Below are 15767 nucleotides of genomic sequence, written 5' to 3' on the forward strand. Positions count from 1 at the left end.
ACCATTCGGCGTCGCCTTTTCCGACACCCTACGAAGCCTATACCCTATGAAACGTTCCGCCTGCGCGATCCTTCTGACTGTCAGTCTTGCATGCAGTGCCGAACAGGCATCAGCAGGCACACCGGTACACCAACTGACCGCGAATGCCATGAACGAATGCGCACTGGGTCGCCTTGCCGACACGCGTGCCGAGCGGATTCAGCATTTCGCCTCTGGCCAGGCGTTCGGAGAACAGGCAGTCGCGGCAGACGACTCGTCAGCCGATGCGCACTTTGCCCTCTTCTGTAACCTCGGGGAGCAACTGCGGGTCGACGGAGAAAGCCTCACGTCGCTGTTTGGATTCCGTCGGATGATGAGGGAGTTGAATCGTACCCTCGAACTGGCCCCGGACCATTTGGATGCGCTGTCGGCCAAGGGCACCGTACTGACTCGCGTTCCGGGCTTCCTTGGTGGAGATAAAGAAAAAGGGGAATCGCTCCTGCGTCACGTGATCAGCCGGGAACCGGCGGCGGTCAACGCCCGCTTAAGCTTGGCAAAAAGCTACTGTGCCGGTGGGCGGCACGAAGAAGCGCTCGCCATCGCCACCAAAGCGCTGGATCTCGCACAAAGCCTGCACCGCGTCGATTTTATTCCCGAAGCACAACAGGTCATCTCGCAGCTCCGATCGCAATCGGCCAAAGGCAATTAGTCACGCAGGGCTGAGCCGATCACCAGGTAACGACGGTATCCTGCACCTAACACTCACTGCCTCCGGATCCGCTTCGTCCCAAACTGACAAAGCCGATCGATGTCACGTCTCCCTGGCATCGACGCTTGCGCACCCGCTGTCGTCGTAGCCAATGCACCAGCAGCACTAGCCTTCTCCAATGCCGACTCGATTTCAATTCCTTCGGCCAGTGCACAAGCGAGGACCCCGTTAAAGGCATCCCCAGCCCCAGTGGAATCGATGGCCTCTACGACAAACGTCGGCACGTGAGTCCGCCTCTTGCCGCATGACAGAAAGGCTCCTTCGTCGCCACAGGTCACCACGACGATTCCTCCTCCCTGCAATGCCAAAAGATGCGCGCCCTCCGACGGATCTGTCATCCCGGTCAGCGTACGTACCTCGGTTTCGTTGGGCGTCAGAATATCCACCAGCTTCAGGAGGTCTGGCGACAAGGGACAGGCCGGGGCAGGATTGAGGATCGTCGTCAGACCGTGCTGTTTCGCCAACAACAAGGCTGCCTCAACCGTTTCAGGCAACATTTCCATCTGGACGAGGAGGACACGAGCATCCGCCATCAGTGCGGCATGTTGGCGTACATCCGCCGCCGTGAGCCGGTGATTGCTTCCTGGAACAACCACGATCTGATTGTCGCCGGCGCCGTCGACCAAAATCATCGCCACCCCGGTCGACGCGTCGGCATCGCGCAACAACACCTGTTGAGATAAACCCTCCTCCTGTAAATGCTCTGCCATCAAGTCGCCGTGGGCATCCGCTCCCACCTTGCTCAAGAAACGGACCTCCGCCCCGGCACGAGACGCTGCGACGGCCTGGTTCGCCCCCTTCCCGCCGAATGACTGGACAAAGCGCTGACCGAGCACGGTCTCGCCGCGAGCCGGAAGCCGGTCTACGGTCGCGGTCAGGTCAATATTACTGGAGCCGATTACGACGACCATGGGCAGAGTCGGCTGCGGATGAGATGCAACGCCCGATCGGCGTCGATGTCCACCGCGACATGCATGTTGGGAGTCGCCTTTTCCTCAGGCTTCCGAGATCGGCGATCGGCGACAGTCGCCCCGCGCGACACCCGGCCGACCATCTCAATGTCCACATGCAGCGGCTCCATCCTCATCAACGAGGCATCAATGGCCGACAGAATTGCAACCGGGTCATGGAAGTACAGGAGCCCGTGACCTTCGACCTGCTCCGCGAAGTCAAACGCCTTGGAGGTCATGTCGACCACCAGGCGACCGATCGGGTGAGGGGACCCAGCAACCCATGCTTCCAAACCGGCTCTGGTCACCCCGACACGGGTCGTCACGTCAAGTGGGACGAGGGTCAAGGGCAGCGACGCATGAAACACCCGATGCGCCGCATGCGGATCGACATACATATTAAATTCCGCCACCGGGGAAATGTTGCCGGGGACGCCGATCGCCCCCCCCATCGCCACCACCGCACGAAACTTCTGGACGGTGAGGGGATTTACCTTCAAGCCCACGGCCACGTTCGTCAACGGCCCCAGGGTGATCAATGTCACCTCATCGGGATATCGGCGAATACACTCGTTCCACACATCCTGCGCGGTGGGCAACATTTGAGGCAAACGCACCGCCGGGTACCGCGGCATACCTCCTGGCGTCAACGCACCATCCAGCTCACCCAGCCCATCACTCCCATGAACCTGGATCGCCGTGATCAGGTCCTCTTCCAACGGACGGGCGGCACCCTGTCCTACCAGCAGACCCGATGGGGGGTTCAGCTGGTTCAGAAGGCGGAACAGATTTTTTGTCCCCTGGCCGACCGGCACATTTCCGCAAACCGTGGTGATGCCCACCACGTCCAGTTCCGGTGAAGCCAACGCCAGCAGAATGGCCAGTGCGTCATCAACCCCGGGATCTGTATCGATGATGACCTTCAAGGGAGGAGTATTCAACATGCTGTGCCGCTAGACTGCGCTGCCGTGGCAGGGCGGGACCGCATGATGGGCCACCGCACCTCAATGATATCCTGTTACAAGCCCGGACCGCGTTCGGCGCCCGGCTCACCGAAGTGCGTCGATTGCCCGAGTTGTTCTAGAACCGACTGGAACAAGGCCGCATCATGGGGAGGGCCCATGAGAAAATAGATGACCGCCGCCTCCCCAGGGCCGAGCACCGCCAGGGCGCGCCCAACCATATCTTCCCCTTGATACGATTGCGCGATGGATGTCTCGTTCTCGATTTGGGAACCGGCAGGGATAAATGAGATGCCATGGAGCAACGACAACGGCTGACTCAACTGCTCACGAATCGACTCGCGCGTCGCCCCGGTCAGCGGGAAGAGCATGCCAAGGTCCTTCCCCTCCTCCGGCGTGAGGAACGGCATGTCGGCGTCGTCCGGTCGGCTGCTCTGCCAATGCTCCGGAACCACGAACGACCACCCAGTCCCCGGGATGGTTAATCGAGCACCCGCACGATAGGTCACACCGGACACGATCTCGATGGGGCGGGTCTCGGAAGCCGGCTCTTCCATGGCCACCGGTTCTGAAGAAGCCCTGGTCGGTGCCGTAAAGAGCAAGGTGAGCGAGAGGGTCGTAGCGGCGACCTGAACGATGGCGTACCAGTGCCGTCGGAGACCAGCGGCAGGCCCAGGTCCCAATGCGCAGCTTGAACACCGATTAGGAAACAGCATCCACCGGCGGACAGGTGCAAAACAGGTGGCGGTCGCCATAGGCTTCATCGATCCGTCCCACACTCGGCCAAAACTTGTTTTCACGAACCCACGGAGCAGGAAACGCCGCCTCTTCACGCGAGTACGGCCTGGCCCACTCCTGGGCGGTGACTGTCGACGCCGTGTGTGGAGCGTTCTTCAAGACATTGCCTGCGCGTGGTTGTCGCCCCTCGGCGACGGCTTGAATCTCGCCACGAATCGCGATGAGCGCTTCGCACAACCGATCCAGTTCTGCCTTGACCTCACTCTCCGTCGGCTCAATCATCAAGGTGCCCGCTACGGGGAACGACACGGTGGGGGCATGGAATCCATAGTCCATGAGACGTTTCGCCACATCCATGGCCTCTACGCCGCTGCTCTCTTTGAGAGGCCGCAGATCGAGGATAAACTCATGCGCAACAAATCCCCGGGCCCCGGTGTACAGCACCGGATAGTGCTTCTCCAACCGTTTGGCCATATAGTTGGCATTCAGAATCGCCACCTGTGTGGCCCTGGTGAGCCCCTCTCTACCCATCAACGCAATGTAGACCCATGAGATCGTCAGGATGCTCGGACTGCCGTATGGAGCCGCCGAAACCGGGCCGATCGACTGCGGACCGCCCAACTGCGTCACCGGATGTCCCGGCATAAACGGCACGAGGTGACGGGCCACACCGATAGGCCCCATTCCCGGTCCGCCGCCGCCATGAGGGATGCAAAAGGTCTTATGCAAGTTCAGATGGCAGACGTCGGCCCCAAGATCAGCCGGGCGACAAAGCCCGACCTGGGCGTTCATGTTGGCGCCATCCATGTACACCTGCCCGCCATGGGTATGCACGATCTGGCACATTCGGCGAATGCTCTCTTCAAAGACACCGTGTGTGGAGGGGTAGGTCACCATCAGCGCCGCCAGGCGAGCCCGATGCGCCGTCGCCTTCGCCTCAAGATCGGTCAAGTCCACATTGCCACGCTGGTCACAGGCGACCGGGACCACCGTCATCCCGCACATCGACGCGCTGGCTGGATTGGTGCCATGGGCCGACACCGGAATCAAACAGACATCGCGTTGCGTCTCGCCTCGATGACGATGATAGGCCCGAATCACCATAAGCCCCGCATATTCGCCCTGCGAACCGGCATTGGGTTGCAACGAGATTCCGGCAAATCCGGTCACCTCGGCCAGCCAGGACTCCAGCTGTTGAAACAATATCTGATAGCCCTGCGTTTGATCCGCGGGGGCAAACGGATGCAGCCGCCCGAACTCCGGCCAGGTCACCGGGATCATTTCCGCCGTCGCATTCAACTTCATCGTGCAGGAACCCAACGGAATCATGGAATGCACCAGCGACAGGTCCCTGGATTGGAGACGATGGATATACCGCAGAAGTTCGTGTTCGGCATGATAGCGGTGGAAGACCGGGTGAGTCAGGTAGGCACTGGTACGCCCCAACCCTGCAGGGTACCCAACATCCGCCGACGTGAGTATCGACCGAAGCTCTTCTTCGGGAATGTCCTGTCCCACAAAGATGGCCAGCAACCGGCGGACTTCATCCAGACTGCTCCATTCATCCAGCGACATCCCCAAACTGTGATCATCGTACCGCCGGAGATTGATCTTCTGCTGGCGCGCCCGATTCAGAATCGTGTCCGATTGTCCAGGTGACAGTGGCACCCGCAAGGTGTCGAACACAGGCTCGAGACCAATGGCGCACCCATGCCGGCGCAACCCCTCTGCCAAGACCATCGTCAGCCCATGGATGCGTTCGGCAATCCGCCGCAGCCCAGCCGGACCATGGTAGACGGCATACATGCCCGCCATCACCGCCAGGAGCACCTGCGCCGTGCAAATATTGCTCGTCGCCTTTTCACGGCGGATATGCTGCTCTCTTGTTTGGAGCGAGAGGCGATAGGCCAGACGACCTGTGACGTCTTTCGAGACACCAATAATACGGCCCGGCATTTGTCGACGAAACTCTTCCTTGGTCGCCATGAACGCGGCATGGGGGCCTCCGAATCCCAAGGGCACACCAAACCGCTGGCTGGAGCCGACCGCGACATCCGCACCGCATTCACCCGGAGAGCGCAACAACGTCAACGCGAGCAAATCGGTCGCGACCACAACATAGACGCCGGCAGCATGCGCCCGTGTGATGAATTCGCTGTAATCGCCCACATAGCCGTCCGTCGAGGGGTACTGAAGCAGCATCCCGAAGAACTCCCCCTTCGACAAATCCAACGACTGGATGGCACCGATCTGCAGAACGATACCCAACGGTTCGGCGCGCGTCTGCACCACCGCGATGGTTTGCGGATGACAATTTTCAGAGACGAAAAACTTATGCCGCTCGTTCCCCGCAGCACGCGAAATGGCCGCGCACATCGTCATCGCTTCGGCAGCGGCGGTGGCCTCATCAAGCAGCGACGCGTTGGCAAGCGGCAACCCGGTCAAATCCGCGACCATGGTTTGAAAATTGACCAAGGCTTCGAGCCGCCCCTGGGCGATCTCGGCTTGATACGGCGTATACTGCGTATACCAGCCTGGATTCTCGAGAATGTTGCGCTGGATCACCGGAGGCGTAATGCAGTCGTAGTAGCCCATCCCGATCAGAGAGCGCCAAACGTGATTCTGTTGAGCCACTCCACGCAATTCCGCCAGGACCTCCTGTTCGCCACGCGGGGGCTGGAGCGTCAGAGGCCCCTGCAGATGGATATCCGAGGGGACCGTCGCCTCGACGAGAGACTCCAAGGAAGAGAGGTTCAGGGTCGCCAACATCGCCTGGATATCGGACTCCGTAGGACCGATATGGCGAGGGACAAAGGTATCGTTCGACTCGAGAAAGTGAGGGTCTGGCATGGGGGTGAAATCCTGCTAGAAGTTGACGCACTCGTCCATTCGACGCAGCAACGGGTACCCTATCATGCAGCACGGATTTTTCCAAGCATTCGGCACGCGACTCTCGTCGCTTGTTTTCCCAAATTTCATAGCGTAATAGTGACAGCGAATCCCGGCGCAGGATGCAGTCGACTATCGACCTGTCGCCGACACAGGACGACCCATGATTACACATGACATCCTCATTGTCGGAGCAGGGCTCGCCGGCATGCGCGCGGCGATTGCAGTCCCGCCTGACGTTAATGTCGCACTCCTCTCCAAGGTTCACCCGGTCCGCAGCCATTCGGTCGCCGCACAAGGCGGGATCAACGCCGCCATCGGGACAGACGACTCGTGGGAGGCACATGCCTATGACACGGCCAAAGGCGGCCTCTATCTCGGCGACCAAGATGCCATCGAAGCCATGTGCAAGGAAGCCCCGCAAGACATTCTCGAACTGGAGCGCATGGGAGTCATCTTCAGTCGCACACCGGATGGACGGATCGCGCAGCGACCGTTCGGCGGAGCCGGGTACCCGCGAACCTGTTACGCCGCCGACCGCACCGGACATGCCCTCTTGCACGCCATGTACGAACAGCTGATGAAGCGCCGGTGCAAGGTCTACGAAGAATGGTATGTCACGGCCTTGCTCGTTGAGGAAGGACGTTGCTGTGGGGTCGTTGCTTGGGACGTCGTCCGTGGCGGGTTGCAAGTGTTGCAGGCCAAAGCTGTGATTCTTGCCACCGGGGGGAGCGGTCGCGTGTTCTCCACCAGCACCAACGCCGTCATCAATACCGGTGATGGCATGGCCCTGGCCTACCGGGCTGGCGTACCGCTGGAGGACATGGAATTCGTCCAGTTTCACCCGACCACATTAAAAGACACCGGTATTCTGATTACGGAAGGGGCGCGCGGGGAAGGCGGCTATCTACTCAATACGCTCGGAGAGCGGTTTATGAAGCGGTATGCGCCGGAACAAATGGAACTGGCCACCCGCTCGACCGTATCGCTGGCCATCGGGCAGGAAATCCAAGAAGGGCGGGGCGTCGACGGCTGCGTGTTACTCGACCTGCGGCACCTGGGGCGCACCAAGATTCTGGAACGGCTGCCCCAGATCAGGGAATTGGCCATGGAGTTTGCGGGGCTCGATCCGATCGAAACGCCCATCCCGATCCGCCCCGGTGCCCACTACCAGATGGGCGGCGTGAAGGCCAACGCCTGGGGGGAAACCGACCTTCCCGGACTCTTCGCCGCAGGTGAATGCGCCTGCGTGAGTGTGCACGGAGCCAACCGGCTGGGCGGCAATTCACTCCTGGAAACGATCGTCTTCGGACGTCGGGCCGGCACCAGAGCGGCGGAATCCATCCGCGACTGTCGCCTTCCGCCCATCCCCGACACACACCTGCAGGGTGAAACACAACGCGTGAAGGCCCTGTTCGGCAATCCCGGTCCGGAGCGGGCCTGGCACATTCGGGACGATCTCGGGAAAACCATGAGTCTCAATCTGGGCATCTTCCGCACCAAGCAGTCCATGCAGGAGGCTCGAGCCGCTATCCAGGCGTTACAGCTGCGTGCCCGACACATGTGTGTGCAGGACAGAGGCCAGATCTTCAATACCGACCTGATTCAGGCGCTGGAGCTGCAGTGCCTTCTGGACATTGCGGAGACCATCGTCGTCGGCGCCTTGGGACGGGAAGAGAGCCGGGGAGCCCACTATCGAGCCGATTTCCCGACACGAAACGACAACGCCTGGCTTCGCCACACCATCAGCCACCGGCACACCGACGGCCCGCACCTGACCTATACCCCCGTTACCATTACCCGCTTTCCCCCTGCCTAGGCCCTCAGTCCTGTCATCCGCCCCCGCGCCCGGCGAACAAGATCCTACGGGCTGCCAGGGGTAGCGCTCCATCCGGTTGCGCTCCTCGCGTTTTGCGCTATCCTTTTGAGTGATCACCGATCGTTTCACTGACCGGACCGTCCAGCGTACGCCCGGGTGAAGGGTGGTAAGGCACCATGGCTCCCGTTCTCCCAGGCACGGCACCCCAGACACCCGCTCTGTCCGCACCCCTTGCCCCGGCACAGACCGTCACCTGCCCATTCTGTCAGGCAGTCACGTCATGTGCTCCGTCCCCCGGGCGTCTCCTCCATCAGGTCGCCTGCCCATCCTGTCGCGAAAATCTTCTGCTCCTCAACCAGCGGACGCAAGAAACCGATGTAGCACTCATCGATCAACAGGGATCGACCGCTCCGCCTTCGAGTGATCTGTCGTGTCGAATCGCAGGCCTTGCGGTGGCAACCCTCGCTTGCCTGTTGAATTACGTCCTGCTCTCAACACTGGGGTTCTGGATGTTCGGCCAAATCACCACCATTCACGATCCGTACGATGTCGATGCGCTCCTCCTGTCGCCCTTGATTGTGAAAGCCAATGGGTGGACACCGCTGCATCTCGCCGCAGCGCGAGGAGATCTTCCTCTCGCCGCCTCCCTTCTCGACAATGGAGCCTCCATCGACCAACCCAATGGCAATCGTCGTACTGCGCTGTATGAAGCGGCAAAGCGGGGGCAGACGGCGGTCGTCACCCTACTCCTGAATCGCGGCGCCAATCCCAATGCGCGCGGGAAACTTGGTTACACTCCGCTACTGGCGGCAGCGGAAGAAGGCCATGCCGACACCATCGCCGCCTTGCTACGCCATGGCGCAGACCACCGCGCCATCTCCACCCTCGGTGATTCGGCCCTGCACCGGGCCGTCAGAAGCGGCCATCTGGCCGCCACACAAACCCTCCTTGAGCACGGGATCTCCGTCAATCGGAAGACCCATGGCGAAACGGCGCTTGAGATCGCGCAACACGAAGAAGACCAGGAGTTGATCGACCTGTTGCGCGCGCACGGTGGACGAGAATTCTCCCAGGCAAAAGCTCATCGTGCCCAAGGCATCGCACATCAGAAACAAGGGCATGCCGACAGAGCACTCTTTGCCTTTGCAGAAGCCTTGAATCTCGATCCAGACGACTATGAGGCCTACTACGGCCGCGGAACCGCCCTGCTCCAAAAGAACGAACCCGACGAAGCCCTGATCGCCTTTCACGCCGCCATCCGTCTCAACCCCACCTACTTTGAGGCCTACAGCGCAGCGACCTCTGTCTATACGGCACGCAAACAGTGGAGGCTGGCCCTCGCACTGTGGGATCAATTCCTCGCGCAACAACCACAACATGGGCGGGCACATTTTGAACGAGCGATCGTCAAACGGGCTCAAGGCGACAGCGCCGGCTTTCTGGAGGGCCTGCAACGAGCCTGCGCGTTGGGACATGTGGCAGCCTGTTGACGCATGACCACCACCGCCGCACACGACGAGACCAATCGTGCCACCATTGGCATCACCTGCCGCCGCTGCCTTGCCCAGTATCGAATCCGCGACGCACACCGATTGACGAATGCCTCTCGCAGCACCTGCCGGGACTGCGGGGCCCGTTTCGCCGTCGTGACCCCAGCGCTGCCCATCGATGCCGAACAGCAGGCACTTCACGTACTCATTGAGACCACGACTCCGCCCGCACCGGATCACTCCGACCAGGACCAGCAGCAACCTTCAACTATGCACGGCACCTTTCGTGGGTCAGGCGGCACCCTGCTCGGCATGCAGATCGTGAACCTCTGCCTGACGCTCATCACTCTTGGGGTCTATCATTTTTGGGGAAAGGCAAAGATCCGCCGCTACCTGTTCAGTCATACGGCGTTTGGAAGCGATCGCTTCGCCTACCACGGTACCGGCAAGGAACTCTACCAAGGTTTCCTCAAGGCCATGCTGGTGTTCGGTCTTCCCTATGTTTCATTGATAGCCATGCACAGCTTTCTTGACCTTCCACGATGGATCGATCTGCTGTCGCAGGCACTGGCCGGCCTTGTCCTGTTCCTCTATGTTCCGATCGCCACGGTCAACGCGCGCCGCTATCGCTGTACGCGCACCTCGTGGCGAGGCATCCGATTCTCGTTTCGAGGGCGCACCACAGATTTCCTGAAGCTCTATGTTCGAGGCTGGGCGTTCACGTTCCTCACATTGGGGACCTACTATCCGTATTTCCAAACCCAGCGCCAGGCGTTTCTCCACGCGCAGACCTATTTCGGCAATCATCGCTTTGGGTTCACCGGACACGGCTCGGGCATTATGCTTCCCTTTGCCCTCACCCTACTTTCCACGTATGTCGTCCTGGGTCTTTGCGGACTCGCCCTAGCGTTCCAGTTGACCAATGCGGGACTGACGCTGCTGTTGATTCCCTTCGTGCTGGGCCCCCTGTGGATCTGGCTATTGGGGCAGAAGCAGAAGTATTTTTGGGATCACACCACCTTCGGGGAAGCCCGCTTCTCATCGAACATCACCTGGCAGAAACTGCTCACCCTGTATTTGGGCAATATCGGCCTCCTTCTGGTCACGATGGGGTGGGCCTGGCCCTGGGTCACCGTTCGCAACGCCCGCTTCTACATCGGAGCCCTGTCGTTGCAAGGCCCCGTGGATCTCGACCGCGTGCTGCAAGACCAGGCCGAGTCCTCGGTGACCGGAGAAGGCTTTTCTCACCTTCTCGACACCGGCTTCGACATGGATGCATAGGTATGCCGACCGCTCGACCCGCCCACTATCTGGATGGCCGTACCGCGACGCGGCACCCGGTGACCCTCACCGTGACTCCGAGCACCCTACTGATCGTGATGGCGGATGGCAGCAGCCGGCAGTGGCCCTATGATCAGATCCGCCAGACCCAGGGCGCCTACCGCGGCGAACCGGTCCGGTTGGAATTCGGGCCGGATCCCTGCGAAGCGCTCGTCGTCGCTACACCTGCAATCTTGACCGAGATCCATGCGGCCGCACCCGGCATCGCGCGTCATCTTCATGACCCAGCTTGGCGGCATGCACGCCTCCGCTGGACCCTGGGCGCCGCACTGAGTGTGGTGTTCATGCTCATCGGCTTATACCGGTGGGGCATTCCCGGAATTGCCTCCGTTGCCGCGCCCTATGTCCCTGTCAGCTGGGAAGAATCATTGGGCCGTCAGGTCGTCGACCGACTGGCGCCAAACAATCAGCAATGTCGCGACCCTAAACGGCTACAAAAGTTGGATCACATTGCGCAGACGCTCGCGGCCACGCGTCCGGTAGCCCCCTACCGGATCACCCTGACCGTCGTCGACAACCCGACGGTGAATGCGTTTGCCGCGCCAGGCGGACAGGTCATCCTGCTCCGTGGTCTCCTGGAACGAACCAACAGCCCGGAAGAACTCGCCGGGGTCCTGGCGCATGAACTCCAACATATCTATCAACGTCACACCACCAAAACGATCCTCGAACAGACCGCCGGTTCGCTGCTCCTGACGGCCATCTCGGGAGACTTGTCGGGAGGATTGGCCTGGGGCATCGAGGGCGCACGTGCGATGGGAGCCCTGCACTATAGTCGCGCTCATGAACGGGAAGCCGACATCGAAGGGTTGCACATGCTACAAGCCGCCCATCTGGATCCGGCCGCCATGGTGGCAATCTACAGCAGCATGCAACAAAGCGAGCAGAACCATCAGGCCCCGCCGGAATTTCTCTCCACTCACCCGGACATGAACGAACGGCTCGCCACCCTTGTCGCGCTGGCAGGCCCCACACCACTCGATCCACAACAGCTGCTTCCGGGAGAAGATTGGACAGACATCCGCTCGCTCTGCCGGCTACGCGACCCAGGCCGCTCAGTCCCCTTCTCTCTCGATCTCCCCTGACGTGATGTTTCCCCTGCTCACAGAACCGATCACCTCTGCTATAATCCGCCAACTGTATGGGCCTCTCGTATGCGCGTCCTCGTCATTGAAGACGAAACCAAAGTGGGCTCGTTTATCAAACGAGCCCTTGAAGAAGAGAGTTATGCCGTCGACCTCTGCGAAGACGGCGCGCAGGGGCTCGACCTAGCCCTCACCGGCAGCTACGACCTCATCATGATCGACCTCATGCTGCCGAGCCTTCCCGGCATGGAGGTGCTCACCCGCCTGCGCAAAGAAAAGATTCAAACGCCGGTGTTGATTCTGACCGCACAGTCAAAGGTGGATCAGCGAGTCAAGGGCCTCGACGCGGGCGCAGATGACTACCTGACCAAACCCTTCGCCATTGATGAGCTGCTCGCCCGAGTACGGGCGCTCCTGCGGCGTGGCACAGCAGAATCCTCAGGCACCCTTCAGGTCGATGACCTCATCCTCAACCCTGCCACTCGTGAAGTGACGCGCGGCGGACAACGCATCGACCTCACGGTCAAGGAATACGCGCTGCTGGAATATTTCATGCGGCATGCGGGGAGAGTCCTGACTCGTCCCATGATTTCCGATCACGTCTGGAATCAGGATTTCGACACCTTCACCAACGTCATCGACGTCTATGTGAATTACTTGCGGAATAAGATCGATCGCGGACGAGCTCGAAAGTTGATTCACACCATCCGAGGGAGTGGGTACATGCTCAAGGTGGACTGATGCCGCTTCGCCTCCGGCTCACGCTCTGGTACGGAACGGCCCTGGCCCTGATTTTGATGACCTTCTCCGTGGTGCTGTATACCATCACGGCCCGGAGCCTCCGCGATCAGGTTGATGAGTCGTTGCAGGAAACCGCATCGGCAGCCGTGCGCTCGCTGGAGAAACGTGGATTCCTGCCGTTGATCGATGAAGACGCGCTGTTGAGCCAGTTCCCCGAGTTGACCCGTATCGACAAATTCTTTCAAATCTTCAGTCCCACCGGGACGATCACCATCCGGTCACCCAACATCCGTCAACACGACGTGCCTCTTAGCCGATCGGCGCTTGAGGCGGCGTTTACCGGCAGCACCGTGTTCGAATCGGCGAGATATCCCAACGAGCCCCCGCTCCGGCTGGTCTCCGTTCCGATCATTTATCGCGGGTCTCTGCTTTACATCGTGCAGGTCGGCACGACCCTGGAAGGAGTCGAGGAAACCCTCCGCCGGTTCCTCCTGGTCCTGTTGGTCATGGCCCCGATCGCCTTAGTCGTGTCACTGGTGGGCGGCTGGTTTCTAGCCGGGCGCGCCTTGCGGCCGGTCGATTCCATTACCGTTGCGGCGCAACGGATTGCCGCGGGGGACCTGACGCAACGGCTCACTTCCGAACGATCCTCCGACGAAATCGGGCGCCTGACCGACACCTTCAACAATATGATCGCGCGACTGGAAACCTCCTTCGCGCAAATCCGGCAATTCAGCAGCGATGCCTCCCACGAACTGCGTACCCCGCTCACTGTCATGAAGGGCGAAAGCGAGTTGGTGTTGCGCCGGCCTCGCCCGGTGGAAGATTACATCGCCGTACTGGAAAGCAATCTGGAGGAAATCGACCGTATGTCGCGCATTGTGGAGGAACTCCTGTTCCTTTCACGGGCGGATATGGGGCAGGTGAAAACCGAGTGCGAGCCGGTTCGCCTGGAGGCGTTGGTGGAAGACATTCAACGCCAGGCCTGCCTGCTGGGCCAGGAACGAGCGATCGACGTCATCATGGGCACGATTCAGCCGGCTACCGTGCGTGGTGACGAACTCCGGTTGCGGGAGCTCATTCTCAACCTCGTCGACAATGCCGTGAAGTATTCCTACCCGCATGGCAAAGTGGAAATTGATCTCCGGGTGGAAGGCCACTGGGCACGCCTCTCCGTGCGCGACTACGGAATCGGCATTCCCCCGGAGGCGCACAAACAAATCTTCGACCGTTTCTTCCGCACCGACGATGCGAGAGCCCACACGAAAAAAGGGACCGGACTCGGTCTGTCCATCTGCGCCTGGATTGCCGAGGCGCATCACGGCCACATCGAGGTACAGAGCGAGGTGGGCAAAGGCTCCACCTTTACGCTCGTACTTCCCCTCGCGCCACCAGCAGCTTAAGAACTTTTAATCCCACCTTAATTGGTTTCTCATCCACGGTTGCTACGTTCCAAGTGAATCTCACGCGCGGGACCGTTTCTCGCGCAGGCCGATCACCGAACGTTTAGGAGGAGGAGTTCCATGAAACGACCCGCGCAGTCCATGAGTCTGTTCGCCGGCGTCGCCGGTTTGGGTGCGGCTTTGATCTGGAGTTATACCCCTCTCACGTCATCTCACGCCTCGAATCCGTCGCCGAGCACCGACCCACGTCCGGTCGCAGTCGCCGGTGCGCTTCCCGCAGCCGGGTTCACCGATGTGGCGAAAACCGTCACCCCCGCAGTCGTCAACATCACGACAAGCGGCGCCGAGGAAGTGTCCGACGGGGGCCGTCACCGCGGACGCCCGGATGACTTCTTCGGAGCGCCGTTCGGTCCTCGGCGGTTCGGACCACCGATGGAACCGAAAGAGCGGCGCGGTGGCGGGCAGGGCTCAGGAGTCATCGTGTCCCCTGATGGCTATGTGCTCACCAACAACCATGTGATCGCAGGGGCCAAAACCGTGACCGTGATCCTTCCGGACAAACGTGAGTTCAAAGGACGGATCGTCGGCACTGATCCCAAGAGTGATGTGGCAGTGGTGAAAATTGACGCGGCGCAACTGCCGACCATTCCTTGGGGTGATTCCAGTCGGCTACAAGTGGGTGAGTATGTCCTGGCGGTGGGAAATCCGTTCGGCCTAAATTCTACCGTCACCCTGGGGATCGTGAGTGCTTTGGGCCGCGGACACATGGGCATCACGCAGTATGAAGATTTTATCCAGACCGATGCCGCCATCAATCCCGGGAACAGCGGCGGCGCGCTTGTGAATACCAGAGGTGAACTCGTCGGCATCAATACGGCCATCTTCTCCCAAACCGGAGGGTATCAGGGCGTGGGGTTCGCCGTGCCCACGGGCATGAGCAAGCCCATCTATGAAAGCCTCGTGAAGACCGGCAAAGTGGTACGCGGGTACCTCGGCATTGGCATCCAAGACCTGAACCAGGATCTCGCCAAGTCCTTCGGGGTCACAGGCAGTAACGGAGCTGTGGTGACCGATGTGAAAGAAGAGGGACCGGCGGACAAAGCCGGCATGAGGCAGGGTGATGTGATCCTCTCATTTCAAGGCACCCCGATCGAAGATGCCGTCACGCTTCAACGCGCAGTGACCCGGAGCGCAGTCGGCAGCAACGCCACCGTGAAGGTGATGCGGGATGGCCAAGAAAAGGAACTGGTCGTCACCATCGCCGAGTTGCCTGACAATCCGCAGGTGGCCAAGGCGGAGCCCGGGCCATCGGACCAGCCTCTGGCGGGACTGGCGGTGCAGGAACTCGATCGGGACACTGCGCAAGAACTCGGACTGAAGGGTAAGGTCCACGGAGTCGTGGTCACCGCGGTCGACCCGGACAGCGATGCGGAACGGGCGGGGTTGATGCCTGGCGACGTGATCCGCGAGATCAACCGCAAAGCGGTCACATCACTCAAGGAGTTCGATCAGGCGGCGTCACGTCTGAAGAAGGGCCAAACCGTGCTGGTCTTGATCAATAGACGGGGAGCATCTCTGTATCTCAGCGCCAAGGTGTAACA

General features: G+C 60.5%; 12 protein-coding genes. 8 read left to right on the top strand and 4 right to left on the bottom strand.

The genetic code is table 11. The features are described 5' to 3' along the window. Positions 1-46: 46 nt before the first annotated feature. Entirely contained in the window at positions 47-688 is a 642-nt protein-coding gene (locus tag KJA79_RS04555) for a tetratricopeptide repeat protein (RefSeq protein ID WP_213040804.1), read from the top strand. Between the two features lie 53 nt (positions 689-741). Here the strand turns inward: KJA79_RS04555 and rbsK are convergent, their stop codons facing one another. From rbsK to gcvP, 4 genes are all read right to left on the bottom strand, one after another. Then, a complete protein-coding gene (rbsK, locus tag KJA79_RS04560; protein WP_213040805.1) occupies positions 742-1659 on the bottom strand; it encodes a ribokinase in 918 nt (305 codons plus the stop codon). Continuing rightward, positions 1647-2642, bottom strand: coding sequence for a nucleoside hydrolase (locus tag KJA79_RS04565; RefSeq protein WP_213040806.1), 996 nt, complete (start codon positions 2640-2642; stop codon positions 1647-1649). Before KJA79_RS04565 ends, rbsK begins: the two co-directional genes overlap by 13 nt. A 74-nt stretch (positions 2643-2716) precedes the next feature. After that, positions 2717-3376, bottom strand: coding sequence for a hypothetical protein (locus KJA79_RS04570; RefSeq protein WP_213040807.1), 660 nt, complete (start codon positions 3374-3376; stop codon positions 2717-2719). Next, positions 3363-6248, bottom strand: coding sequence for an aminomethyl-transferring glycine dehydrogenase (gene gcvP, locus KJA79_RS04575; RefSeq protein WP_213040808.1), 2886 nt, complete (start codon positions 6246-6248; stop codon positions 3363-3365). Before gcvP ends, KJA79_RS04570 begins: the two co-directional genes overlap by 14 nt. Before the next feature lie 202 nt (positions 6249-6450). Here gcvP and KJA79_RS04580 point away from each other — a divergent pair, with 202 nt between their 5' ends. The 7 genes from KJA79_RS04580 to KJA79_RS04610 all read left to right on the top strand — a co-directional run bounded on the left by KJA79_RS04580 (position 6451) and on the right by KJA79_RS04610 (position 15765). Next, positions 6451-8106, top strand: a complete 1656-nt coding sequence (locus tag KJA79_RS04580; RefSeq protein WP_213040809.1) for an FAD-binding protein — start codon at positions 6451-6453, stop codon at positions 8104-8106. Positions 8107-8282: 176 nt separating this feature from the next. Then, complete coding sequence (locus KJA79_RS04585) at positions 8283-9596, top strand: ankyrin repeat domain-containing protein (RefSeq protein ID WP_213040810.1); 1314 nt, start codon at positions 8283-8285, stop codon at positions 9594-9596. Positions 9597-9599: 3 nt separating this feature from the next. Continuing rightward, positions 9600-10877: a YjgN family protein gene (locus tag KJA79_RS04590; RefSeq protein WP_213040811.1), complete on the top strand. Its 1278-nt coding sequence runs from the start codon at positions 9600-9602 to the stop codon at positions 10875-10877. Between the two features lie 2 nt (positions 10878-10879). Further along, entirely contained in the window at positions 10880-12022 is a 1143-nt protein-coding gene (locus KJA79_RS04595; RefSeq protein ID WP_213040812.1) for a M48 family metallopeptidase, read from the top strand. Between the two features lie 69 nt (positions 12023-12091). Then, complete coding sequence (locus tag KJA79_RS04600; RefSeq protein WP_213040813.1) at positions 12092-12763, top strand: response regulator; 672 nt, start codon at positions 12092-12094, stop codon at positions 12761-12763. Continuing rightward, positions 12763-14166 carry a sensor histidine kinase gene (locus tag KJA79_RS04605; RefSeq protein ID WP_213040814.1) on the top strand — a complete coding sequence of 468 codons (1404 nt, stop codon included), beginning with the start codon at positions 12763-12765 and terminating at the stop codon, positions 14164-14166. The genes KJA79_RS04600 and KJA79_RS04605 overlap by 1 nt, the downstream gene beginning before the upstream one ends. Positions 14167-14286: 120 nt before the next feature. Beyond that, positions 14287-15765 (top strand): DegQ family serine endoprotease, encoded by a 1479-nt coding sequence (locus KJA79_RS04610; RefSeq protein ID WP_213040815.1) that lies wholly within the window; start codon positions 14287-14289, stop codon positions 15763-15765. The last annotated feature ends 2 nt before the right edge of the window (positions 15766-15767 follow it).

This window comes from Nitrospira defluvii (assembly GCF_905220995.1).
GTDB classification, from domain to species: domain Bacteria; phylum Nitrospirota; class Nitrospiria; order Nitrospirales; family Nitrospiraceae; genus Nitrospira_A; species Nitrospira_A defluvii_C.